This window comes from Paenibacillus pini JCM 16418 (assembly GCF_000576305.1).
In the GTDB taxonomy this organism is placed as follows: Bacteria; Bacillota; Bacilli; order Paenibacillales; family Paenibacillaceae; genus Paenibacillus_AQ; species Paenibacillus_AQ pini.
The window spans coordinates 39560-62791 of sequence record NZ_BAVZ01000015.1; the positions used below are offsets into that span (position 1 = coordinate 39560).

The 23232-nt window shown below is 44.6% G+C and carries 22 protein-coding genes, 4 pseudogenes and 1 riboswitch; of the genes and pseudogenes, 13 read left to right on the top strand and 13 right to left on the bottom strand.

Features of this window, described 5'->3' with window-relative positions; translation table 11 throughout:
• Nucleotides 1–15: 15 nt before the first annotated feature.
• A complete protein-coding gene (locus tag JCM16418_RS24765; RefSeq protein WP_052020492.1) occupies nucleotides 16–378 on the bottom strand; it encodes a sigma factor in 363 nt (120 codons plus the stop codon).
• A 223-nt stretch (nucleotides 379–601) separates the two neighbouring features.
• On the opposite strand from JCM16418_RS24765, the gene JCM16418_RS17835 reads away from it, so the two are divergent.
• The 3 genes and pseudogenes from JCM16418_RS17835 to JCM16418_RS17845 all read left to right on the top strand — a co-directional run bounded on the left by JCM16418_RS17835 (nucleotide 602) and on the right by JCM16418_RS17845 (nucleotide 3753).
• On the top strand, nucleotides 602–1510 hold the full coding sequence (locus JCM16418_RS17835; protein WP_036651703.1) for a DoxX-like family protein: 909 nt from the start codon (nucleotides 602–604) through the stop codon (nucleotides 1508–1510).
• A 4-nt stretch (nucleotides 1511–1514) separates the two neighbouring features.
• Nucleotides 1515–2138 carry a DUF4166 domain-containing protein gene (locus JCM16418_RS17840; protein ID WP_036651705.1) on the top strand — a complete coding sequence of 208 codons (624 nt, stop codon included), beginning with the start codon at nucleotides 1515–1517 and terminating at the stop codon, nucleotides 2136–2138.
• Nucleotides 2135–3753 (top strand): annotated as a pseudogene (locus JCM16418_RS17845) (YndJ family protein). The gene JCM16418_RS17840 and the pseudogene JCM16418_RS17845 overlap by 4 nt, the downstream one beginning before the upstream one ends.
• Here JCM16418_RS17845 and JCM16418_RS17850 read toward each other — a convergent pair.
• Both JCM16418_RS17850 and JCM16418_RS17855 read right to left on the bottom strand, forming a co-directional pair.
• Nucleotides 3750–5135 (bottom strand): ATP-binding protein, encoded by a 1386-nt coding sequence (locus tag JCM16418_RS17850; protein ID WP_036651708.1) that lies wholly within the window; start codon nucleotides 5133–5135, stop codon nucleotides 3750–3752. The pseudogene JCM16418_RS17845 and the gene JCM16418_RS17850 overlap by 4 nt on opposite strands.
• The gene (locus JCM16418_RS17855; protein WP_036651709.1) at nucleotides 5132–5809 is read right to left on the bottom strand and encodes a response regulator transcription factor; all 678 of its coding nucleotides are present in this window, start codon (nucleotides 5807–5809) and stop codon (nucleotides 5132–5134) included. Before JCM16418_RS17855 ends, JCM16418_RS17850 begins: the two co-directional genes overlap by 4 nt.
• Before the next feature lie 473 nt (nucleotides 5810–6282).
• Between JCM16418_RS17855 and JCM16418_RS17860 the strand changes: the two genes are divergently transcribed.
• Nucleotides 6283–6483 carry a cold-shock protein gene (locus JCM16418_RS17860; RefSeq protein ID WP_036651712.1) on the top strand — a complete coding sequence of 67 codons (201 nt, stop codon included), beginning with the start codon at nucleotides 6283–6285 and terminating at the stop codon, nucleotides 6481–6483.
• A gap of 168 nt (nucleotides 6484–6651) precedes the next feature.
• Complete coding sequence (locus tag JCM16418_RS17865) at nucleotides 6652–6882, top strand: cold-shock protein (RefSeq protein ID WP_036651715.1); 231 nt, start codon at nucleotides 6652–6654, stop codon at nucleotides 6880–6882.
• Between the two features lie 106 nt (nucleotides 6883–6988).
• Here JCM16418_RS17865 and JCM16418_RS17870 read toward each other — a convergent pair whose 3' ends face one another.
• Together JCM16418_RS17870 and JCM16418_RS17875 are read right to left on the bottom strand one after the other, a co-directional pair.
• Entirely contained in the window at nucleotides 6989–7678 is a 690-nt protein-coding gene (locus tag JCM16418_RS17870) for a YcnI family copper-binding membrane protein (protein ID WP_036651717.1), read from the bottom strand.
• A 38-nt stretch (nucleotides 7679–7716) separates the two neighbouring features.
• Entirely contained in the window at nucleotides 7717–9405 is a 1689-nt protein-coding gene (locus tag JCM16418_RS17875) for a copper resistance CopC/CopD family protein (protein WP_036651720.1), read from the bottom strand.
• A gap of 186 nt (nucleotides 9406–9591) precedes the next feature.
• On the opposite strand from JCM16418_RS17875, the gene JCM16418_RS17880 reads away from it, so the two are divergent.
• From JCM16418_RS17880 to JCM16418_RS17895, 5 genes and pseudogenes are all read left to right on the top strand, one after another.
• Entirely contained in the window at nucleotides 9592–9966 is a 375-nt protein-coding gene (locus JCM16418_RS17880) for a TIGR02328 family protein (RefSeq protein ID WP_036651723.1), read from the top strand.
• A 224-nt stretch (nucleotides 9967–10190) separates the two neighbouring features.
• Nucleotides 10191–10358: a hypothetical protein gene (locus JCM16418_RS25335; protein WP_162832482.1), complete on the top strand. Its 168-nt coding sequence runs from the start codon at nucleotides 10191–10193 to the stop codon at nucleotides 10356–10358.
• A gap of 264 nt (nucleotides 10359–10622) precedes the next feature.
• Nucleotides 10623–10991 (top strand): metal-sensitive transcriptional regulator, encoded by a 369-nt coding sequence (locus JCM16418_RS17885; protein ID WP_052020493.1) that lies wholly within the window; start codon nucleotides 10623–10625, stop codon nucleotides 10989–10991.
• Nucleotides 10992–11034: 43 nt separating this feature from the next.
• Nucleotides 11035–11235, top strand: coding sequence for a copper ion binding protein (locus JCM16418_RS17890; protein ID WP_036651726.1), 201 nt, complete (start codon nucleotides 11035–11037; stop codon nucleotides 11233–11235).
• Nucleotides 11236–11403: 168 nt separating this feature from the next.
• Nucleotides 11404–13842 (top strand): annotated as a pseudogene (locus JCM16418_RS17895) (heavy metal translocating P-type ATPase).
• 148 nt (nucleotides 13843–13990) lie between these two features.
• On the opposite strand, the gene JCM16418_RS17900 reads toward JCM16418_RS17895, so the two are convergent.
• Nucleotides 13991–14746 carry an exodeoxyribonuclease III gene (locus tag JCM16418_RS17900; protein ID WP_036651728.1) on the bottom strand — a complete coding sequence of 252 codons (756 nt, stop codon included), beginning with the start codon at nucleotides 14744–14746 and terminating at the stop codon, nucleotides 13991–13993.
• Between the two features lie 123 nt (nucleotides 14747–14869).
• On the opposite strand from JCM16418_RS17900, the gene JCM16418_RS17905 reads away from it, so the two are divergent.
• Both JCM16418_RS17905 and nfsA read left to right on the top strand, forming a co-directional pair.
• A complete protein-coding gene (locus JCM16418_RS17905) occupies nucleotides 14870–16039 on the top strand; it encodes an MFS transporter (protein WP_081765496.1) in 1170 nt (389 codons plus the stop codon).
• A 197-nt stretch (nucleotides 16040–16236) separates the two neighbouring features.
• Nucleotides 16237–16986 (top strand): oxygen-insensitive NADPH nitroreductase, encoded by a 750-nt coding sequence (nfsA, locus tag JCM16418_RS17910; RefSeq protein ID WP_036651732.1) that lies wholly within the window; start codon nucleotides 16237–16239, stop codon nucleotides 16984–16986.
• 69 nt (nucleotides 16987–17055) lie between these two features.
• Here nfsA and JCM16418_RS17915 read toward each other — a convergent pair whose 3' ends face one another.
• From JCM16418_RS17915 to JCM16418_RS26430, 7 genes and pseudogenes are all read right to left on the bottom strand, one after another.
• On the bottom strand, nucleotides 17056–17916 hold the full coding sequence (locus JCM16418_RS17915; RefSeq protein WP_036651734.1) for a TatD family hydrolase: 861 nt from the start codon (nucleotides 17914–17916) through the stop codon (nucleotides 17056–17058).
• A gap of 137 nt (nucleotides 17917–18053) precedes the next feature.
• Nucleotides 18054–18875, bottom strand: a complete 822-nt coding sequence (locus JCM16418_RS17920; protein ID WP_036651736.1) for an ABC transporter ATP-binding protein — start codon at nucleotides 18873–18875, stop codon at nucleotides 18054–18056.
• Between the two features lie 26 nt (nucleotides 18876–18901).
• Nucleotides 18902–19662 (bottom strand): annotated as a pseudogene (locus JCM16418_RS17925) (ABC transporter permease).
• Nucleotides 19659–19952, bottom strand: coding sequence for an MTH1187 family thiamine-binding protein (locus JCM16418_RS17930; protein ID WP_036651739.1), 294 nt, complete (start codon nucleotides 19950–19952; stop codon nucleotides 19659–19661). The pseudogene JCM16418_RS17925 and the gene JCM16418_RS17930 overlap by 4 nt, the downstream one beginning before the upstream one ends.
• A 28-nt stretch (nucleotides 19953–19980) precedes the next feature.
• A pseudogene (locus JCM16418_RS17935) lies at nucleotides 19981–21023 on the bottom strand (ABC transporter substrate-binding protein).
• A gap of 151 nt (nucleotides 21024–21174) precedes the next feature.
• Nucleotides 21175–21288, bottom strand: a riboswitch (TPP riboswitch).
• Between the two features lie 164 nt (nucleotides 21289–21452).
• Entirely contained in the window at nucleotides 21453–21857 is a 405-nt protein-coding gene (locus tag JCM16418_RS26425; protein ID WP_256203066.1) for an MFS transporter, read from the bottom strand.
• Nucleotides 21858–22005: 148 nt separating this feature from the next.
• Complete coding sequence (locus JCM16418_RS26430) at nucleotides 22006–22545, bottom strand: MFS transporter (protein ID WP_256203067.1); 540 nt, start codon at nucleotides 22543–22545, stop codon at nucleotides 22006–22008.
• Nucleotides 22546–22721: 176 nt separating this feature from the next.
• On the opposite strand from JCM16418_RS26430, the gene JCM16418_RS17945 reads away from it, so the two are divergent.
• A complete protein-coding gene (locus JCM16418_RS17945; RefSeq protein ID WP_036651741.1) occupies nucleotides 22722–23141 on the top strand; it encodes a pyridoxamine 5'-phosphate oxidase family protein in 420 nt (139 codons plus the stop codon).
• The last annotated feature ends 91 nt before the right edge of the window (nucleotides 23142–23232 follow it).

The following is a 23232-nucleotide window of genomic DNA, read 5'->3' on the forward strand; positions in this document are numbered from 1 at the left end:
GCTGTAATCTTCAAATTAATACAAATACATCACGATGCGATATTTCTTGGGAAGCTCCAGAACCATAGATACAATTTCATGATCCTGCGGATCGGTAATGGGCTGAATAACTTGCTCGACAGGCGTGAACCTCTTTTTCCAAAAGCTTCTCAGTATGTCTTTGCATGTATTGATAGTGATCCGGATGATCCAAGCTTTCTCATGTTCAGCATCTTCGAAGATTTTGGCATGTTTGAAAAATTTCACGAAAACGTCCTGACATACATCCTGCGCGTCCGAATGCTGCTTGAGATATGTAAAAGCGATACGCATGATCATATCTGAATATTTCTCCACGATTGTCGTTACATATACTTCATAATCGTTGTCTGCTTTCAATCAGATATGACCCCCTTTTAGAATAGATACATGCTGCATCTAACAATCTTAACACGATTCAAATCAGCGAAATGATTCACTTGTCAGAAAAGAATTTTTATTAGAAATAATTGTAGTATTTTAGTACATATATGGAACATTAAAATATCAAATATTGTTGATTTTGCAGGTTTTTCACAATAAACCGAGAAATAAGGTAGAGGAAGAGATGAGGTGTAGTGCAATGAAAAAGCAGCAACCAATTTATGTTCAAACCGACATCCATACCTCAATAGAGGAATTATGGGAACACACTCAAAACCCTGACTTACATACAGCATGGGATGTCAGATTTACTGAAATATCGTATTTGGAACGAGAGGATGAAGAGCCCCAGCGCTTTCTATATACAACGAAAATTGGAATGGGTCTTGAAATTAGCGGAGAAGGGGAAAGTATCGGTCAAATCGAGAAAGAATCGGGCGACCGGATATCTTCACTCAAATTTTGGACCCATCATCCATTATCTTTAATACGCAGCGGACGAGGTTATTGGAAATACACGCCTGAAGGCGATCATATAGGGTTTGAAACGTTGTATCATTACGAAACAAGCTTTGGCAAACTTGGTGAATGGATGGACACGTATCTATTTCGACCTATGTTGGGCTGGGCAACGGCATGGAGTTTTGATGCTTTGAAAATATGGCTGGAGAAAGGGTATCATCCCAGGCTGCTTCTACAGCGAACAATGACCTACTGGATCATCTGTTGTCTGATCGCTTTCGTATGGATCTATCAAGGGTTGGTTCCTAAATTGATTACAGCGCATCCGGAGGAAATAAGTATGCTGTCTTCAATGGCACCTGTTCCTGGAGACGGAAAGCTCATGATTCGAATCGTCGGTATTCTGGAAATGGTATTTGGTGTGATTTGGCTGTTACCTTTTTCTAAGCGAAAATGGTTTCTGTTTCATATGATCATCGTAATCGGACTAACGATTTCAGCAGGAATGGCTAATCTATCAAGCTTCGTTTCGCCATTTAATCCCGTTACTCTAAATGTCATGTTGATCATTGTCTCTTGGGTAGGTTATATCAATAGCAAGCATCTACCTAGGGCACGTAACTGCCGCAGACGTAAAGAGGTGTAGAAGGATGTCATCCATATATGAGCGGTTGCTTGGCGACGAATTTAATCGCCTGCATCCGAAGCTGCAGACGCGTTATCAACTTGATAGAACCCGAGAATTTAGAGCTGAGGGCATGATGGAGGAAGTGTCTGGAGGATCAAAGCCTGTCCGTTGGCTGCTCAAATTAGGAGTGAAATTTAGGATATTCTTTTCAGAAAGAGGGAGGGATATCCCGTTTACCATTCGTAACCGAGTCACGTTGGATCGTACAGGCAGAGAGGTTGTGCATTGGGATCGTACATTTCATTTTGGAGTCAAACAACGTTTCTTTGATGCAATCATGATGCTGGATGATCATGAACAGGAAATTATCGATTTGTTTGGACGGCCGTCCCTACTAGGATCGACTCTTTCCTTCCATGTAGATGACGAGGGAGCGATGCATATTGCATCTAAGAAACAGTGGCTTCCGCTGATGGGACTGCGTGTTCCACTCCCAACATTTTTGCATGGCAAAGCGTATATTATTGAATCGTATGATGACCAGACAGATGAATTTCGCATTCGAGTACATGTTTATAACTCCTTAGTGGGGACGCTGTTTGAGTACAAGGGTTCGTTTAGAGAAATTGAAGGTGATCAAGTATGAAACGTAATATCGTTATAGGCATCTTGTTATTTGTAGCATTTATTAGTTTGGAAAATACAAAATTACAAGTGTTAGAGGCATTGATTTTGCTATCTATTCTTATATTCACGCCGATGCTAATGCTCCTCGTGGATAAAAGAAAAAGAGATGGTTCTAAGCTGAGGCTCGCAAAATGCATCGATGTGCTGTATCCAATCGCTGCATTTTGTGCAGCCTTGACTTTTATTACGGATGTCTACGTGTTTGCTGTGGTTTGGCTTCTCTTTACAGGTCTTGTGGCCGTGTACGGAAGTAGTAGATTGATCGAAAGAGGATGGAAACCGCTCGCAGAGTCCGCAATTGATAGTAGTTTCATATATTTGTTTTTAGGTGGTTTTTGGTTCTTTGCTGCGGCAGCGCATATTCCAATCATGAATTTCTCCTATCAATTAATCTTACTAACCGCTATTCACTTTCACTACTCTGCGCTAATTATTCCCGCAATTACAGGATTTCTAGGCAGAAAAGCTCTGAGGTATCGCAAGCTATATTCTTTCGTTGCGCTATCCATTATGTTATCGCCTTTACTCATAGCGTTAGGAATCGCGTATTCAACCGTTATTGAGTTTATAGCTGTGCTTGCTTATTTATTAGCTTTCTTCGTGTATGGGTTCTTAGTACTGACCGTTCCCTTTACGAGAAAGATAGCAAAAATGCTTGTTTCCTTCTCAGCCATTGTGCTGCTCTGTACGCTTACATTTTCTCTAATCTATGCGTATGGAAGAGTGTCCTCAACGCTCACGCTTTCCATTAATCAAATGATTTGGATTCATGGGGTAGTGAATGCATTAGGGGTTGTGTTGCCTGCTTTGGTAGGTTGGTTGATCGAATCAACCGCGCCTGTCACTATTTCTTATGGTTTACCTATGAGTCGAATCGTCGGTGATGCCGTCGTAGGGAGTGCTTTTTACAGAGTAAGAACTTAGTGGAGGAACGAAGGTATGATGGCCTTATAGATGATATGGCTGAGCTCGATTCACCTACGTTTGAGGCAGAGCAGTTGTCCAAAATTATCCGAGATTTTTATGAGCATACAGATCAGTACAGTATGAAGGCCAACATTCGGTGGGCGGGATGGTTCAAGCCGTTCGCAGGTATATACGACAAAATAAGCGGCCATATGCAGCAGCTTCATTTAGGCATAACTCCAGGTTGGCAAACGATGAGAGGCAGCATTATTGCTGTGAAATCGGATGATGACGGAAGGAAGCGAGTGAGGGCATGGATAAGATTAAATGAGCAAGATGAGGCCATTTTTGTGGCGCTATATTCTACGCATCAATACGCAGGAGAAACGTACATGAATATTGCGCTTCCGCTTCCCCATGCGAATATGACGGGTATACTTAAGCCTAGTAATGCTGGTTCAGATCTTGTCCTGTCAAGTGTCACACGGCACACACGAAGAGGGGACGAAGGTATATACCTCCATACGAGGTGGATGACAAGCCGTTTACCTCTTACGGAGATGTTTCTAATTCAAGAGTCGGGGGATGGCAACATCACAGCCAATCATACGATGCGAATCTTCGGAATCAGGTTCCTCGCTATTAGCTACCAGATAGAGAAACATTAGTCCAAAGGTAATCGGATCTGAAAGACCGTACCTTCACTAGGTTGACTAATAACGTCAATATGCCCACCATGCATCGTAATAATTTTATGCGTAATGGCTAATCCCAGTCCGCTTCCCGTCTCGCCTTCTTTACGGCTGCGTGCCTTGTCTGCCTTATAGAAGCGATTGAAGATACGCGGTAAATCTTCAGCAGATATACCTGCTCCCGTATCCCTAATGTCCACGTGGCATTCTTGCTCATTCTGCTTAAGCTTGATGGATATGGTGCCGCCGATGGGAGTGAATTTAATACTATTGGTGATCAAATTCGTCCACACCTGATGGATCAGCTTCTGATCGGCGTGAATATACACCTGTGGTAGATTCATCTCAATCACAAGATCCTTTTCACGCCAGCTCCACTCGGTCATGGATAACACCTGTTTTAACTGATCTGCAACATCAAATGTACTTTTCTCTAGTACATTCTCCTCTTTATCGAGGGAGGCCATCATTAACAGCTGCTTACTCATTTGGGACATGCGGCGGGCTTCTCCTTCAATTACCGATAAATAATGCATGCGCTGTGCTTCAGGTACATTCTGCGTTTGTAGTGTCTGAGAGAACCCTTGAATGGAAGCTAGCGGCGACTGGATCTCATGAGATACATTAGATACGAACTCCTGCCGCATTTCCTCCAATTGCTCAATACTTTTAGCCATGCGAGAGAAGTGATCAGCCAACCTGCCAATCTCATCACGCCGCTTGACGTTTAATTGAAGATGGTAGGTTCCCTGCGTAATTAACTGCGTCGCTTCGGTCAGCTTCGTGATCGGATTAACAATATAACGGGTGCTTATGATGACAAATAAAATACTGATCACAATGATGAGAACGACAAGAACTGCCAGGAACATATGTAATTCTCCAAGCTGTACATCGACATTAGGTCGCACAAACATTGCATAAGTACTTCCATCCGACTGAATAGCCACACCAATGGTATTCACGAGTGAATTGTCGAAGAATCCGGTTATAAAAGCTGTGGATGCGAAATTGGCGATGCCATGATAGGTGTTCCCCTGCAAGACATCCTGCACAACCTTCCGCGAGATATCCTTTTGACGAAATTCGCCTCCATAGTATTTCCCCGGTGTGTCTTGTCCAACCACATAAATTTGATAACCTAGCTCACCAATATTGTTCAAATAATCTTCCATCTCGGCTTTGGGGTACGTTTCATAAAAGTGTTTAATGTTCTCTGCCATGCGGGTGATTTTCTGGTCATTAACCGGTTTTAACTTATGCTGGTAATACACATTGGATAAAATAAATGCCAGAAAACTGCTGAATATCATCACGGCGACCGTGGTCACACAGATACGTAAATAAAGGGATTTCACTTTTTGGTGACCTCCAATTTATAGCCAACTCCGCGAACCGTTTTAATGCTAAAATCGGCTTCGGAATGCGTAAAATGTTCCCGCAGTCGCTTAATATGAACATCCACCGTTCTGTCATCACCGCTAAAGTCCGCGCCCCAGACATTCTGAATTAATTCTTCACGGGTGTAGACCCGGTCTGGAAAGCTGGCAAGCTGTGCGAGCAGTTCGAATTCTCTTGTGGGCAGCATAAGCATCTGATCACCGCTGTGGACGACATAGCTCTTAACGTCAATGATGGTATTGTTCAGCTTAATCGTCTGTGCATTCACCATCTGATACCGTCTGAGCAGTGCTTTAATCCGAAACAAGAGCTCCTTAGGCTCGAAAGGCTTGGTCACATAATCATCGGTACCGACAGAATACCCTTTCTCCTTATCTACTAATTGATCCTTAGCTGTCAAAAGAATGACGGGGAAGTCATAATATGTCCTGATTTCCTGACATAGTTGTATCCCATCTTTATTAGGCATCATGACATCGACGACAGCCAAATGAATCTGTTCTTGGATAAGGCAAGCGGAGGCTTCTACTCCGTCAGCAGCTTCAAATACTTCATATCCTTCACTTTGAAGGTAATGTCTTAATAACTCACGAATATTCGGATCATCATCTGCAATTAAGATACGGATCATAAGAAATCATCCAACTCCTTGTGTCTTCAAAAGGTTACTCTAATTATACAAGTAAATGATTCCCTTTCCCATGACCAATCAAACCGATATGTCTGGAAGGAGAGATGCTTATTCATGTAGTTGCTACCCTTAAAATCGACCTTTTCGCAGTTTGATTTTCACAGTCTGTACGATGTGAAGATGAGACGTTTAAGTTTTGATTATTTGTTGTTATATGATGTAAACCGCGCTGCATCAACCTTTTCGCTATGAGGGTACAAGGTATTGAAATAATACAGGGTCTTTTTTTACCCACTGGCTTGCATATTGAGAAACCATATGTTAAGATAAGGGCAGTTGATAAATTTGGAACCAATTCACATATTGAAAAGGGGTTCATGTTTACTACGATGAAACTTTTTTCAATGTGTGAATTTTTTTTAGATTTATGTAAAAAATGATCATATTAAACTAATTTTGTGGAGGTACATCAAATGCAAACAGGTACAGTTAAATGGTTTAACGCAGACAAAGGTTTCGGTTTTATTGAAGTAGAAGGCGGAAGTGACGTATTCGTACATTTCAGCGCTATCACTGGCGACGGCTTCAAAACTTTGGATGAAGGCCAACGCGTTCAATTCAACGTTGTTGAAGGAAACCGTGGACCACAAGCTGAGAACGTTGTAAAACTGTAATACCAACAAGCACTACCCTTAACATGTTTGTTAAGGGTAGTTTTTTCATATGGAGCTATCATATTAGTATGATTTTATTTCAGCGGACGCCCGATACAGTAAGTATGTGGGGTATCCGTCTATATTAGTTTTAGCTAGCTTTATACTTCAATATTAGGGGGACTGAGCGTGAACTATCGCAAAAAGTCGTTAGAGGAAATTCCAGAGGAGAATACTCCGATCTGGTCCTGCACGAAAGAGGACTGCAAGGGATGGATGCGTGATAATTTTGCGTTTGAGCATGAGCCAACCTGTCGGTTGTGTAACTCCCCAATGGTTAGAGATATGAAGATGCTTCCCATACTAAACAATTCTAACGGTGATCTTAAGGCAATTAAGAAAGGCGTTCAAATTGATTAAGATGTATAGAACTAATTTGACTTCATTTGAATAAAGCGCGATAAGAAACGGCCAATCCTTAAGGATTGGCCGTTTTGTGTATGATGGTGATATATCGTTCAGCTATTTATTTTCTTCTACGCAGGCTGAGGGCAAGGGTAATTACAGATAAGAGTAACGCGACAATAGATACAACTAGTGTCGTAGTCTGAAGTCCGTTAGATGTGCTAGAGGCTGCGTCTGAGCTGCCTTGTTCAGTAGTTCCTGTATTTGTAGGTGCATTTCCTTGTGTATGTCCTTGATCCGAAGCGGGTTGATCCGTAGCTGGTGCAGCACTAATTTTGGTAATGGCATGCGGAGAGTCTGAACCCTCGTCACCTGTCCACTCTACGATACTACCGTCTTCGTAGTACTGATATGCATCCCAAGCCGCGTCAGTGTCTTTGTCGGGGTTCTGTGCTACAAAGTTAAACTGCTGGAACTCACCGGCGTTTATTCCTGATCCTGTAGCACTCCAAGTTACGGATTTAACGGAGCCATCTGCATTCTTATCCGTAGTAACCTTCCATTCTGGAACGGGCTGATACTGTTTAAAGTTAACCCCAGCAGGAACTTTTAGCGTTACCTTTGTCGTAGGAGTTTCTTTCTCAGATGGAATTTTAATCGTGTATGTTTCCCATGCACCGGTAGCTGAAGTTGTCGGTTTAACGCTGACATGGGCGCTGGCTATGCCTGAGAAGATGAGAACACCTGCGGTGAGTGTAGCAAGACTGGTAAACAGTCTAGAGGTGAACAATTTCGAGCTTTTGTTATTCATTCGTAAATCCCCTTTCAAATCATGTTTATTATTTTGAATTATGGACTACCGACAGTAATGATAAAGTTGGTGTCTAGTGCTTCTAACGAAGAAGTGAGTACATGAACACTGACATTCCAGCGTCCAGCCATACTTATTAAATCCTTAGCTTGGTAAGATGTGGCCGAGCTGCTTCCGGGAATCGTAATGTCATAGTTGCCCATATCCATATCTAATGAGCTTAAGGTTAACTTGATCTGTTCGATATCTTTAACGCTGTTCCCAGCAGAGTCTTTCACTTGTATCTCAAACATATTATCACCGGTTTGGTTAGGACTGATATGGAGTGAGATAACGCTCTTGTTGCTTAGAGTATGCTCCATGTTAATTGGACCCGGTGAAGTGGCTGCGGGTGGCAGATTCGTTAGAACTGCTGCAAGCACGAGCGTAATCACTCCAGCTGAAAGCTCAATCCAGATAGAGGCGCCAAGCGTGCCCGTGCCCCGTTTACCGCGGAGCATGTTGAAGGCTGCGAAGCCAATCATGATAAGCAGGAGTAAGCCTTTCAGTAGCAGTACTACACCATATGAAGTATGCGTCAGTGAATACCAAGTTGGAATGTATTTCAAACTTCCATATATACCACTGATTAGAATGAAGGATACCAATGCTGTTCCCCAATAGGAAAAGCGTTGAATCACTTTGAAATATACCTGTTTACGTGCGTTAGGTTCAGTTGGCAGCGAAGCCTCCCCTGGTAAGAGGGCGGCTATGGACAGTAATGCGCCAATCCAGATGGACGCAGCGGCTAAATGAATAAAGTCCATCGGAATAGAGATAGCTTTGGGTTCTGTAACGGCTGGGTGTCCAATTAAGGCTTTGCAGAACAACATGCCAAGTGATAAAGCCAGCGCTAGTGTAAAGACAAGCTTTACATCCTTTTTACGAGTCATATTTGCCGCAGCATAGAGCATGGTACCTAGCAGTAGCATAAGAATGATTTGCACGAGCCAGATATGTCCGAAGCTCGTTACACGGAGCATTTTGCTAAATAGTTCAGCGTTCCATACTTCGGTCCAACGAACACCTGCATCGATCGTTATTTGTTGTGGCAGGCTGAGTAATAGACTAAGTACAACCCCGCCATAGGCAGACCATAATAGGAAGCGACTTCGTGAAGGTAATTGAAGTAGGGGCTCTTTTTCCGTACTAGAAGGAAGCATATACAGATAAAAGCATAAAATTCCTGCTACCATGGCAAGGCTCATGTATAGTAGCCAACGGATGATAATGAGATCGACACCAGGCATATCATTAGTTGTATTTGAAGTTGGAGTCGTTTCAGCTGAACCTCCATTTCCAGCTTGCGTGCCCAACTGAAAGGCAAATGTTCCTTCGATTGGATGTCCATCACCGGATACAGCTTTCCACTGAATGGTGTAGATGCCCTGCGGTAAATTAGGCTCTAATTTGACCTCAAGTTCAGAGTCTTTGCCTGGAACCGTATAACTCTCACCTTGATTAATTTGTTCTCCAGAAGAATTTTTCACCTTTATGGAGTGGAAAGCTGGCTGAATGGACTCATTAAATTTCAAAGAAATTTTAGTGGGCGGTTCATTTAGTACGGCGTTCTCTGCTGGTGTAGACTGAATAAGCGATGCGTGTGCTGAAGTAACTGCTGGTTGCGTCAGCAAACCTAGACACACAAAAAGCATGATGATGCATAGCATTTTCGTATATCGAACCATTAGTACATATCCACCTCAATGTGATGATGCTGTATTTTAGTTCACTCCTTATACATACTTCGATTTGGAATGAGTATTAAAAAAGTACTACAATAATCTTAAGGTTATTATGCCCATAAGAAAATGACCCGTATGGCTATATCGAATCAATGATGTGACGAAAACTAAAACAAGGTGGGTGGAAGCATGCGATTATGGCATGAAGCACTTATCCCTAAGATTCCTCGTCCTCAGCTACTGGGTCAGCACCGGGAATGCTGCGCGCTGCGAGGAAATGGCTGGGGGAAAAGACATGCAACGGTTAATTATGTGTTTGAATATAGCCCGATGATGCTGTTCAGGTATCATAATCTTATTATGATAGAGATGAAACAACGAAATTATAACGTGGACGAACTGTGGGGAAATCCTTTGTACCGAGGAAAATTATGCGCTGCATGGCCTGAGGAAATTTTAGCTGAACTGCTGGATGTAGATGTATATCCTGAGCATCAAGAGCAATATTTACAAGAATGTCTGGATAATTTAAGTGCAAAAGGTATTATTATTGAAAATATTTAGCGTGAGACGTTCAAGTATATGGTGGGTTTGAGCTGAGTTGGGTGGTATTTTGGAGGATATGTGAGGATATTTCCAAACTTCATAGGTCAGCTCAGCTGAAGCGATGTGAGCGCGTTCAGAGCGAGTAACGGCTTTTTCAGCACGTTTTCAATCATTTTCATAAAGGCTTATAATAATAGAGAACTTCCCGGCAAGATAAAAACTAACCAGGAGTGATTAATTTTATGAGTCAGGCAATATTGGAACGTCGTAGTGAATTGTTAAAACGAAACATTCAACAAATGCTTATTCAAGACAATCAGTATGGAATCAGCCGTCAAGAAAATTTGTTTCTGAATCAAATGATTAAAGAGCTTCACCAAACTTCACACGAAATTAACGCTGGCGAGTAATATGCCTAGCTTTGTGAAATGACATGGACATGTTGGCCAGCCCATATATTTGTTATTTATAATTGATGAATATGAAAATGAGGATACCCATTCAGGGTATCCTCTTTAGTTATGGGGTTATATTCCCTAGAGTTCCTTAAGCATATGTGAAACCTAAGGCTGAATAAATTTGAATTTTTTTATTATAAAAACCCATTGAATACCCACCGGGGGTATAGTATAATTGATTTATAAAGACTTAAAGTTCATGAAGGGGGTATGGAAATGTCCGCTGCGAATCCAGATAAAGATGCATTCAATGAGACAACTGATTTACTTCCTGAACAAGATGAGACCTGTGGTCCGGGCTGCAGTGAAAGACATAGCCATCATTCGGCACAAACCAAGAATAACTTGATCACTAGGTTGAACCGTATAGAAGGTCAGATCCGTGGAGTGAAGGGTCTTATTGAGAAAGATACGTATTGTGATGATGTATTAAACCAGATTGCAGCTGTACAGTCTGCTTTGAATAGCGTGGGTAAGCTACTACTTGAAGGGCATATGAAGAGCTGTGTGGTGGAGCGAATTGAGTCAGGAGATCACGCTGTGATTGACGAGCTTCTGGTTACGGTTAAGAAATTAATGAAATAATAGGCTGCATAGCAGGATTGTACAATAAAAGGAGGAATATTAGATGAAGAACGTAAAACTAAATGTGAATGGAATGTCTTGCGGACATTGTGTAAACGCTGTAGAGGGCGCTGTTAAAGAAGCGGGTGCAAACGGTAAGGTAGATCTGCCAACCAAAACGGTTACTGTGGATTATGATGAAAATAAAGTCAGCCTGGATGCTATCAAAGCCGCTATCGAGGATCAAGGGTACGACGTAGCCTAAAATTCTTCAACTGCCATGGGCAGAGGTGGCCATCATTTCATCTACTAAAGACCGCGTAGAGATACGCGGTTCAATATACCTTGCAGCGCGAACATGGGTAAGAAGGTCGCTGCCTTTTTTTATCACTTATTTTATACTAAGGGGGTATATGAAAGGAGAGTTTATAGAATGGCACAAACAGAGCCGTCTCCAAATCAAGAACAGCAAACAACGATGCAGATCACGGGTATGACCTGTGCAGCCTGTGCTACGCGGATTGAAAAGGGTCTTAGCCGGATGGAAGGCGTCAGCCGTGCCAACGTGAATTTAGCGTTGGAGCAGGCTACAGTTTCATTCGATCCGAAGCAAGCGGATCTGAAGAAGATGGAAGAAAAGATCGAATCCTTGGGATATGGAACCATGAAGGAAAATATGGATTTTGAAATTACAGGCATGACCTGTGCTGCATGCGCAACACGTATCGAAAAAGGACTCTCAAGAATGCCTGGAGTAACGGAAGCGAATGTAAACTTGGCGCTGGAGACAGCGCATGTGGTATATGCGCCTGGAAGTGTCGATGTTCAGGCTATGATTCAGAAGGTGGAACAGCTGGGCTACAAAGCTATTCCGAAGCAGGAAGCAAAGGATACAGCGGAATTGCGTCTGCAAGAAATCAATCGGAAGCGATGGAAATGGATGATGTCGGCGATTCTATCGCTACCGCTGTTATGGGCAATGGTAGGGCATTTTTCCTTCACCAGCTGGATTCCAGTGCCTAGCTTGTTCATGAATCCATGGTTCCAGCTCGTGCTGGCTACTCCCGTGCAGTTCATCATCGGGGGGCAATTCTATGTAGGCGCTTATAAAGCGCTCCGTAATAAAAGCGCAAATATGGATGTGCTGGTGGCGCTCGGAACGTCAGCCGCATATTTTTATAGCTTATATTTAACAATCCAATCGATCGGCATGAATATGAATCATACCGTTGAAATGTATTATGAGACGAGTAGCATTCTGATTACGCTTATCCTTGTTGGTAAATGGTTCGAGGCGCTGGCTAAGGGGCGTTCCTCTGAAGCCATTAAGAGCTTAATGGGGCTACAAGCGAAGACGGCACTGGTCATCCGTGATGGACAAGAGCTGAGTATTCCTGTAGCTGAGGTGGCCGTAGGAGACACGGTAATCGTCAAGCCGGGCGAAAAAATTCCGGTGGATGGTCGCGTTCTTGACGGCAACTCCTCTGTTGATGAATCGATGCTTACAGGGGAAAGCTTACCTGTTGAGAAGCAGCAGGGGGCAGATGTAGTCGGAGCGACGTTGAACAAGAACGGCGTGCTACGGATTCAGGCCACCAAGGTTGGTAGTGAAACGGCGCTTGCGCAAATTATTAAAGTAGTTGAAGAGGCACAAGGATCGAAGGCACCTATTCAGCGGATTGCCGATGTCATTTCAGGCATTTTCGTACCCGTAGTTGTAGGGATTGCAATCGTTACGTTCTTGATATGGTACTTTGGTGTGGAGCAGGGTCAGTTTGCGCAGGCACTTGAAAAAGCAATAGCCGTGCTCGTTATCGCATGTCCGTGTGCGCTGGGACTTGCGACACCAACTTCAATTATGGCTGGCTCAGGCCGCGCCGCTGAATTCGGTATTCTGTTCAAAGGCGGCGAGCATTTGGAAGCCGCGCAGGGTGTGCAGGTGGTTGTTCTTGATAAAACGGGTACGGTCACGAGTGGTAAGCCTACGCTTACGGATGTGATCCCGGCACCCGTTATGACGGAGCAATCGTTGCTGCGTATGACGGCTGCGGTAGAACGTCAGTCAGAGCATCCACTGGCGGATGCTATTGTTGCAGGTGCCTTGGAGCGGAGCAAGGGATTGCCGCTACCAGAGGCGAAGCAGTTTGAGAATATCCCTGGATACGGAGTATCCGCATGTGGATGGTCGACCTGTGCTAGTGGGAACGCGGAAGCTAATGACGGAACGCGGTATTGAAATGAAGGGTGCACTTTCCGCGATGAATCAGCTAGAGGAAGCGGGGAAGACCGCGATGCTCGTTGCTGTGGATGGCAAATATGCGGGCATGGTTGCGGTAGCGGATACGATCAAAGAGACTTCTCGTGAAGCGGTGTCACGTCTCACAGACATGGGCATTGAGGTTGTTATGATTACAGGTGACAATGTTCGGACAGCGAATGCGATAGCTGAGCAAGCTGGGATTACCCGCGTTCTGGCAGAAGTTCTTCCTGAAGGCAAGGCTGAGGAAGTGAGGAAGCTGCAGCAATCGGGTAAACGGATTGCTATGGTCGGTGACGGGATTAATGATGCCCCGGCACTAGCAACGGCGGACATCGGGATGGCGATTGGAACAGGCACGGATGTGGCGATGGAAGCTGCGGATGTAACGCTGATGCGCGGCGATTTGAATGCCATTGCTGATGCGATTTTGATGAGCCGCAAGACGATGGGCAATATCAAGCAGAACCTATTCTGGGCACTAGCTATAATGCGGTGGGTATTCCTATCGCGGCGGCAGGGTTTCTCGCTCCATGGCTCGCGGGAGCGGCTATGGCATTCAGTTCGGTATCAGTCGTGCTGAATGCGCTGCGTTTGCAGCGGGTGAAGCTGTAAGTCTTTTTGGATCACTTTAATCAATTGTTAAGTTAATACTTCCCACCTTTAAAATCAAACAGCGGCAGTCTAAGGTATGTTTTATACGTACCCTAGACTGCCGCTGTTTTTGTGTAGTTCAGTATGATGCCAATAAATCGCGTATCCATTAAATGTTCAGCGTAAGAATAACGGGGCAATGATCGCTGCCCATAATATAAGTGTCAATAAGAGCATCCTCTATGGAGGAGCTTAGTTGGTTAGAAACTAGGAAATAGTCAATGCGCCAGCCAACATTTCGTTCTCTTACTTTGGGCATGTACGACCACCAGCTATACGCATCAGTCTGCGTGGGATGTAGATAACGAAATGAATCGACGAATCCGGAATCGAGCAGTTGACTCATTTTGCCACGTTCTTCAGGCGTGAAGCCGGAGTTGTTGCGGTTGGATTTAGGGTTCTTCAGGTCAATTTCTTGATGTGCAACGTTAAGATCACCGCAAATAATCACAGGCTTAAGCTTGTCCAGTCCAAGGACATATTCGCGGAATCGATCCTCCCATTCAAGTCTTAGCTCGAGTCTGGACAAGTCACGTCTTGCATTCGGTGTATACACATTCACCATATAAAAGGATTCAAATTCAAGTGTGATCATCCGTCCTTCAGATTCTCGATCTTCCTCGATGCCATATCGCACGGACAGCGGTGGGATTTTGGTGAAAATCGCAGTGCCAGAGTACCCCTTTTTCTCAGCATAATTCCAGTACTGTTGATACTGATCCCCATGATCGAGCTGGATTTGACCTTCTTGCAGCTTGGTCTCCTGAACACAAAAAATATCGGCGTCCATTTCCTTAAAATATTCATTAAAACCTTTGGTAACACAGGCTCTTAGCCCGTTAACATTCCATGAAATCAACTTCAATATGATCAATCTCCCTATACGTAGCAATCTGATTTTGTACATGCAGTAATGAAGTCATCTATGTTAAACTTGCTAGACTGTCTACTCTTAAAACTAAATAATTTGTGAGGTATAGTCAAACTTATGAAAGTATCTACGCCACTTCGAACGTTTAATTTCTTGTATTTTGCTCTACTTGCGATGTTCATTCCCTTTCTACCTGTATATTTCGATGATCAGGGGCTGAATCCAGCTCAAATTGGTGTCATCATTGGAACGGGTGGTTTCATTACGATTATTGCACAGCCCGTATGGGGTATGATTAGTGACCGGATGAGAACGATTCGAAAGGTGCTACTCATTTTGCTTGTGTTCTCTGCTGTGACAGGTTATTTGTTGTATAACACAGGCAGTTATCCACTGCTGGTTGCTTTTGCGATGGTTACTTATTTCTTTCTAATGCCGATTGATCCTTTGACGGAGAGTTTGAATTTCCGCATAGCGGAGTCTTCGGGCATCAACTATGGATCAATTCGAACATTTGGAGCGCTCGGTTATGCAGTCATGTCGCTGCTTACAGGCGTGATGATGACACATTACGGTGCGCATAGCTTAGCCATTCTGTTCGCGGTGATTTCGGTTCTTGGATTTATCACGATGCTGTTTATACCAGACGCACCCGTATCGTCGACGCCCGTGAAATTAGGAACACTTAAGGAGTTTATACGCAATAAAGAGACGCTTTGGTTTCTGTTGCTGGTCTTTATTAGTTCGGTTCCAGCACGGATGAATGATACCTTTCTGGGTGTTTACATTCGTGAGCTAGGGGGGAGTGCAACACTCGTAGGGGTAACATGGTTCCTTGCTGCTGGTAGCGAAATTGTTGTATTTGCATTCAGTTACTGGTGGCTTCGGCAAGGCAAAGAACTCATTATGATTTCAGTTGCTGGTGCATTCTATTTTCTAAGATTTTTCTTGTCGGCATTTATTACGGATCCCCAGGTGCTAGCTTATTTGCAAATCTTACAGCTACTCACGTTCCCTGTGTTCTACACCGCTGCGATTCAATATTTATATCGTATCGTACCTGTCGAGTGGAGGGCTACGGGCCAGACATTGTTAGCTTTGTTGTTCTTTGGGGTGTCAGGTATTATAGCGTCTTATATCGGTGGTGCATTATATGCTAACTTAGGGGGACAAACGCTGTTTTTTATCATTTCAGCGATGTCGTTCCTAGGTATGCTGCTAGGACTAAGCTTGTACTTCAAATACGGACGTACACGTAAGTCAGAAAAAGAAATGGAACAGGCTTAAGTATACTTAGGCGAAATTTAATTCATGATAAGGTCGTCACTTTAGTAGTTTGACTACTGGAGAGGCGGCTTTTTTTGTATGTGTTCTAATTATTTCCAATGTACGTTATTACGATAGGATTTTTGGAATCTGGGGTAATGAATGTTACAATTTCGGAATAACATAGTTTCCAGATTGTAAAAGGGAGGAATTATTCAATGAATGACATCATCACACAATTAATGAGTCATCGTTCGATACGTAAATTTACAAATGATCCGATAACAAAGGAGCAACTTCATAGTATCATCGCTGCGGGTCAGATGGCCTCAAGCTCCAGTAATGTTCAGGCGTTTAGCGTCATTGCGGCTACAGACCCTGAGCTTAAGAAGAAGCTAGCCGTTCTAGCTGGAAATCAGGCCTATGTGGAGCAATGTTCCGTATTTCTGGTATGGTGCGCTGATCTATATCGATTGCAGGAAGTGACGAGCGACCATTTAAAGGAAGCAAATCAGTCTTCTCATGTGGATACGACAGAGAACTTCATCGTGGCTACCGTTGATGCAGCACTTGCAGCACAAAATGCTGCTGTCGCTGCGGAATCGATGGGTCTGGGGATTGTATATATTGGCGGGGTACGAAATCGCATTGCGGAGTTATCGGAGCTGTTGGGGCTACCAGAGTTAGTGTATCCGGTCTTTGGCATGTGTGTAGGTGTTCCTGATCAAGAACCAGGTTTACGCCCACGCCTGCCGGTAGAAGCTGTACTCCATGAGAATGGCTATAACAAGGAACAGACGGTGGAGCAAGTGAAGGTATATGACGGCACCATGAAACGTTATTTGGAAGAACGTACGAACGGCGCGAAGGACACGCCGTGGTCGCAAGTGATGGCAGATCGTCTTGCCGAGCCGATTCGGCTGCATATGAGAGAGTTTCTAGATGAAAAGGGATTTATGAAGCGATAGTATTGCTAATTCATTGTGCACATGCGAGATGTACGTTTGATTGAGCATAATTTCTAAATCCTAAAGTGATTAGATTCCGTAAAAGTGCTTTGTATTTGTATGAATGATTTGACGCGCCTCCGGCAGCGGTATGTTGTGAATACGACTCCAAGTCTCGACGATAGCTGCCGTCATGCGCGGATGTGTCATTTGCCCTGCGAAAGGTCCTTCGAACGGCCATGGTCCATCGGTTTCAGCCATGACTTGGGAAACAGGGTATAGGCGAGCGAGCTCCTGAATTTCGACTTCGTACGTAATATCAGGGGTGAATGAAATAGAATAGCCGCGTTTTGCCATGAGCTCTATCGTTGCTTTGGAACCCTTAAACCAGTGGAAGTGTGCACGGGTGACACTATGTTTCTGAAGCAGCTCACAGGCAATGTCGGCATCTTCATATACAGCATGTAGGACAATAGGTTTATGATGCTTGGCAGCAAATGCTATAAATCGCTCTAATAAGCGGATGTAGGGAGCATCGTCGAAGGTTTGTCCAGCTTCGGTCGCTTCCAGCCGAGAATAGTAGGGCAGGCCGACTTCTCCGACAGCGATCATGTCGGAGAGATGCGCCTCCATCCACTCGAAGAGCTGATCTATCTCAGCTTCCGATGGCAGAGGTTGTTCGGGATGGAAACCGAAAGCAGGATAAACGAGCGTGGGATAATGACTTGCAAGTTGTAAATTGGCACGGCTGGAGGCGAGATGCATCGATACCGCGATGACACACTCGACCTCGGTTTGTGGCAATTCTTTTAGCATGGCTTCTAACGGCTCGTTCTCATAGCTGTCTAAATGAATATGCGCATCAATTAACGGTGCAAGTTGAGAGTGTGTTCCATCTGTTTTGGACGGTGATACGATCGAAATTTCATTGTAGGTTGTAGGATGGTACATTGGGCAGGCCTCCATTGCAAATTCAAATCATGGGTTGATTGGCTCCAATTGCTTCACTTATAAAGCGAAGTATACTGTTCCTTGGGGGTAAGAGATGTCCCTGACGTCCAGCGTCGGACTAGGCATCTCTTCTTAGGTTATCTCGATCCTGCCAGCGGAACCTGCATCTTTCGCTGTTCTTCGCGCATCCAATCCGACAGCTCGCGCTTCAGTCGTAGGAATTCTGGATCTTCGGTTATTTCATCGCGTCGTGGCCGCGGGAAGGGTACGATAATCTCGTGCAGCACGGTAGCAGGACGGCTGGAGAAGACATAGATCCGGTTTGAGAGGAGCAGCGCTTCTTCGATGTTGTGAGTGATGAATAGCACCGAGCGTCGATTCTCTTCCCACAGGTCGAGCAGCCAATGCTGCATGTCGCTGCGTGTGAGCGCGTCTAGCGCGCTGAACGGCTCGTCTAAGCACATCAGCTCCTGCGTACTAAGCATGGCACGCAGGAATGCAGCGCGCTGCTGCATACCACCAGAGAGCGTGTGAGGATAGTCCTTCTCAAATCCGCCGAGGCCAACCTTGGCAAGCCATTCGCGAGCTTCCTCGTGGTCTTCCTTGCCAGCGGTGCCTTGCACTTCACGGGCAAGCAGCACATTGTCTTCAATCGTGCGCCAAGGAAAAAGCGCGGGCTGCTGTGGCATATAGCTGATATGACCGCGCTCACCCGTTACATCGCGGCCGTTCATGCGTATGACACCGGAGTCCGGCGTGGTTAAACCGCCGATCATATGAAACAAAGTGCTTTTACCGCAGCCTGAAGGGCCAATAATTGAAACGAATTCTCCTTGCTCAACGGTAAGGGAAATATGATCGAGCACAGGTAGCTTGCTGCGTTTACTGTTGAACGTTTTATAAACGGAGTCTACCTCAAGTGCAGGTATGCTTAGATCTTTAGGATTTTCGTTCTGCATGCATGTATCCTCCTTTCAGCGGAGCTTTATTTACCCTGACTTGGTTTCCAGCGGACAAGCCATTTCTCTAGCAGGGCGATTAGGCCGAACATGAGTAAGCTTAAGCCGACAATAATCATGATGGCGACGAACATGCGATCTGTGCGATAGCCTGCTTTTTGCAGCATCATATAGTATCCGATTCCTTTGCTTGCGCCAATCCATTCTGCAATAATCGCACCCATCACACTGTAGGTTGCGGCGATTTTGAGCCCAGAGAAGATCGAAGGCAATGCATGAGGCAGCTCGAGTTTGGTGAAGATTTGCCCTCTGCTCGCACCCGTCATCCGCATATAATTCAGCATGACGGGATCAGTCTGTTTTAGTCCACCAAGCGTAGCTACAGCTACCGGGAAGAAGCAGACCAGCGTGATGACGATCAGCTTGGGTAGAATTCCAAGTCCAAACCAGATCATGAGTAGCGGCGCAAGAGCGATGGTTGGAATGTTCTGGCTAAGGATGAGTAGCGGGTACAGGCTGATTTTAGAAAGGGAATGAGGTGTAGCATGATTGCAATCACGAGTCCTATTAGTGTCCCAATCAGAAAACCGATTAATGTAAGCTGGATCGTTGCTAAGGTATGATCCCAAAGGATGTCAGACTGCCCTTGGGCTTCCTTGGCAATAATGGCTGGCGCGGGCAAAATCCATTTTTTAATATGGAACAAGGAGGTGCATCCTTGCCATACCGCTAAAAAGAAGAGGACCGCCACAACGGGCGGCCATACCTGTTTCCACCACAGTCTCATGGACGATATTTCTCGGTTAACCCATCCATACTAATACCCTTAGGGTTGTGTGCAATTTTAATTTGGGAGATCACGCTTGGACTGCCTGCTTCAATCAATGCTTCATGCATTTGACGTACGATATCAAGCAGTTCATTGAGTTCCCCCTCCATCGTCGTTTCTAGTGGATGCACCTCATATTTCACGCCAGATTGCTGAATAACCTCGATTGCTCGGTCTACGTAAGGGATCGAATCTTCATTGCCTGGTGTCTTGGGAATGACTTGAATGCTTAATAGTGTGTGTGCCATAATGCTCTATCATCCTTTTCAACTTAGATTAGGGCTGCAGTAGAAAATCATTCGTATATGCTTTGCTAACTTCAAGCGGCTTATCGAGCAGTTTGTGCTCATACATCCAATCGGAGTAGCCTTTCCATATTTGTTCTTTCTGTTCTCCCCAGCGTGAAGCATCGTCTTTATATTTCGGACTGAGCCATTTCTGACTGGCAAGTACGAGCTTGTGATCCAGTTCAGGCACGGCCTTCAGGAGAATGTTCGCGGCGTCCTCAGGCTTATCAATGCAGTACTGATAGCCTTTGGCTGTAGCTCGCATGAACGATTTGACGAGTTCGGGATCATCCTTAATCTGCTGCTCATTCGTTACAAGCACAGGTGTATAGTAGTCGAGCTTATCGGAGTAATCTTTCACATATAGCATATCAAGCGGTTGATTGCGCAGCTGCGCTTCAACTCCGGTCCAGCCGTAAAAAATCCAAGCGAAATCAATATCACGCTCAACGGCGGTAAAATAATCGCTTCGCCCATATTAGCGATGGTAACCTTCTTCACATCTGCTGATTCCTTCTGCATGATGGAGCCCATAACGGCTTCCTCAACGGGAGAACCCCAGCCGCCGTAAGTTTTACCTTCGAAATCTTTAGGCGATTTAATCTTACGATCAACCGGTGCAGCAAATCCTGACGTATTATGCTGGATGATAGCGGCAATAGACACGAGGGGAACATCCTGCGTACGCGCTTGAGTGACATTTTCCTGATAGCTAATGCCAAAAGGAACCTTGCCAGCAGCAACCATCGTATCGGCTCCTCCTGAACCCGGTTGTACAATTTCAACATTCAGTCCTTCTTCTTCATAATATCCTTGATTCTTAGCGACATACAATCCGGTGTGGTTGGTGTTTGGTGTCCAATCCAGCACAACCTTAATGTCCTTTAATTTCTTAGGTTCGGTTCCTGTGGTCGTATCTGCTGGTTTGTTACTACCTTCGGTTGAAGGGTTGTTACGGCTTCCAGCACATCCCGCTACAGCCACGACGAGCAGGCAGGACATAAGTAGTAGTCCAAAAGATTTCAATCGCATTTCGTTCTCTCCTTTTGTTCTCCTAAGCACATGATGCGAAGGCATACCGTGCGGAGTATTCCCCTCCAATAGTGGAACCATTCTGTTTCTGAAAGCAAAAAAAGCGCCCCTGTCAAGGGACGCTTAAGGCGCTAGGATAAGCATGGACATATAGCCATGAAGATCATTTTCCTACGCTGGCATTACCCAGATCAGGTGTAAGGGTCAGTATCTTGTGGGATACAATCTCAGCCGGCCATTTCATCCAGCACCCCTGATTCATATGAAGTTTATGGGTGTTTCTAGGAGTATTATAGCCTCTCTCCCATGGGGTGTCTAGTAATCAATGGTTCTGAAGCCTTTGTTTCCGCTGAATCTGGAAGACCACGAAGCTGAGAATGACCATTCCAACGGAGAACAGTGCAAGCAGCCAAGCGGTCTGGTTTACCTTCAGGTGATCGAGCTCCAGCCCATGATGAGCGGAAGGAGGGCTCCCCCAACACCTCCAGAAGCGATGAGGATACTAGGTGTCGATTCCTCACGGCCTTGCAGCATTTTGCTCGCAAATACTAATGCAATTGAGAATATGCCTGACATGAACAATCCGAGTAGTAGTATAACGGCGAACGCAGACCATACATGACTTGTAAAAGGAAACAACAGCAATAAGAGTAACGTAGCCGCGCAGCTATAGAGGACGTAGACATGGTAATGGATTTTCTCGGCTATTACACCGGCAAAAATACGTCCGAACGACATCGCAACCCAAAAACAGGTCACGCTGAGGGCTGCACCAGCTTCATTCATTCCTATTTTCTCAATAAGAATAGCAGGCATGAAGTTAGCTAAACTCATCTCAGTCCCTACATATAGGAAGAAAAAGAGGATGAACATGATAAGGATGCCAAGCGCCTTCCCCTGATACGCAAACGATTTCGGTGAATGGTGCGCTTGATCTTTGTTTGAACTAACTGCACCTCGAGCATTTAATATCGCATCAATATCACCAAAGGAGCTTTTTAGACCAGAATACAAAAGTCACCATGGAGAAGAGGGAAATAACGAGAAAAGAAAATCTCCACCACCCCTGAGTGATCATACCGCTTGCGATCAGTGGCATAACCATTGCGCCTATACCGAAGAACACTTCAATTCGGCTCATGGCAACAGCTGTCTTTTCCTTAATTGCTGCAATAATAATGGTTCCAATAACCGCCTCAATCATACCAAAACCAAACCCAGCTATAATCGCTATCATGTAAAGCCAGCCCCATGGAGGTAAGAGCGTGTAGGTTAGTTCAGCTGCACAGAGCATCGAAACGGCGATGAGCAGACCACCTCTTTTGCCAAAGCGGCGGTTGAGCCAGGGAGATACAAGTACGCCAAGAAGGAACCCTGCGAATTGTGTAAAGATCAATGTTCCACCTTCACTATATTCACGTCCATAATGCTCGAGCAGAACGGGTAAGACAGAACCAAGCACGACATGGGCGAGGCCGATCAGAAAGTAGGATAAACATCCAATATGAATTAATTTTTTCATAAATGCTCCTCTGCATCTTTGTATGTAGTACGGTAAGTTCCATCATATCAATGTAATCCTTTGACGTCATGCATATAACTGGAAAAGGGCCTCTTTTACGGTTCATAAATAGAACTCAAGGGTACACTTTATATACGGGCAATTAACGTTGACACTTGAAGGGAGTTACATACATCATGAATGATAAAATTAAACTCGAGCAAGAAATTGCTAAAATTATGGATCACAATAAATTCTGTTCTTTTGCTACCGTTGAGGGGAATAAACCTAAACAGCGGTATATGGCGTTATATAATCAGGGCCTAAGCATTCATCTGGTAACAGACGGTAAAACTCACAAGGTGGAGGAACTCGAAGAGAATCCACATGTTTCGTTGCTACTCGGCTATGAAGCGGGCGGTTCTAAGGATGTTGTAGAGATTGAAGGGACATGCTCCGTAACGAAGGATGATGAGCTTCGTGAACGAATTTGGAATGACGATTTGAAGCCCTATTTTTCTGGACCCGAAGATCCAAATTATGTGATTCTAGAAGTTAAAATTGGTCGTATTGTATATACGGATAAAGATGGCGATACACGCGAGTGGATTGAGTAAAAAGGCAAGGGTAATAAGGCTAATATGCCGAAAGTAGGTCTAGTAATACCTGAGACAGGGTCTCAGGTATTATTTTTTTGTAAATGGATGT

Excerpts from the sequence above, each read along its gene's own strand:
- JCM16418_RS17835 (WP_036651703.1), top strand. The coding sequence starts at position 602 with ATGAAAAAGCAGCAACCAATTTATGTTCAAACCGACATCCATACCTCA.
- JCM16418_RS17840 (WP_036651705.1), top strand. The coding sequence starts at position 1,515 with ATGTCATCCATATATGAGCGGTTGCTTGGCGACGAATTTAATCGCCTG.
- JCM16418_RS17855 (WP_036651709.1), bottom strand. The coding sequence starts at position 5,809 with ATGATCCGTATCTTAATTGCAGATGATGATCCGAATATTCGTGAGTTA.
- JCM16418_RS17860 (WP_036651712.1), top strand. The coding sequence starts at position 6,283 with ATGCAAACAGGTACAGTTAAATGGTTTAACGCAGACAAAGGTTTCGGT.
- JCM16418_RS17870 (WP_036651717.1), bottom strand. The coding sequence starts at position 7,678 with ATGAATAACAAAAGCTCGAAATTGTTCACCTCTAGACTGTTTACCAGT.
- JCM16418_RS17875 (WP_036651720.1), bottom strand. The coding sequence starts at position 9,405 with ATGGTTCGATATACGAAAATGCTATGCATCATCATGCTTTTTGTGTGT.
- JCM16418_RS17880 (WP_036651723.1), top strand. The coding sequence starts at position 9,592 with ATGCGATTATGGCATGAAGCACTTATCCCTAAGATTCCTCGTCCTCAG.
- JCM16418_RS25335 (WP_162832482.1), top strand. The coding sequence starts at position 10,191 with ATGAGTCAGGCAATATTGGAACGTCGTAGTGAATTGTTAAAACGAAAC.
- JCM16418_RS17885 (WP_052020493.1), top strand. The coding sequence starts at position 10,623 with ATGTCCGCTGCGAATCCAGATAAAGATGCATTCAATGAGACAACTGAT.
- JCM16418_RS17890 (WP_036651726.1), top strand. The coding sequence starts at position 11,035 with ATGAAGAACGTAAAACTAAATGTGAATGGAATGTCTTGCGGACATTGT.
- JCM16418_RS17905 (WP_081765496.1), top strand. The coding sequence starts at position 14,870 with ATGAAAGTATCTACGCCACTTCGAACGTTTAATTTCTTGTATTTTGCT.
- nfsA (WP_036651732.1), top strand. The coding sequence starts at position 16,237 with ATGAATGACATCATCACACAATTAATGAGTCATCGTTCGATACGTAAA.
- JCM16418_RS17915 (WP_036651734.1), bottom strand. The coding sequence starts at position 17,916 with ATGTACCATCCTACAACCTACAATGAAATTTCGATCGTATCACCGTCC.
- JCM16418_RS17920 (WP_036651736.1), bottom strand. The coding sequence starts at position 18,875 with ATGCAGAACGAAAATCCTAAAGATCTAAGCATACCTGCACTTGAGGTA.
- JCM16418_RS17930 (WP_036651739.1), bottom strand. The coding sequence starts at position 19,952 with ATGGCACACACACTATTAAGCATTCAAGTCATTCCCAAGACACCAGGC.
- JCM16418_RS26425 (WP_256203066.1), bottom strand. The coding sequence starts at position 21,857 with ATGAGTTTAGCTAACTTCATGCCTGCTATTCTTATTGAGAAAATAGGA.
- JCM16418_RS26430 (WP_256203067.1), bottom strand. The coding sequence starts at position 22,545 with ATGAAAAAATTAATTCATATTGGATGTTTATCCTACTTTCTGATCGGC.
- JCM16418_RS17945 (WP_036651741.1), top strand. The coding sequence starts at position 22,722 with ATGAATGATAAAATTAAACTCGAGCAAGAAATTGCTAAAATTATGGAT.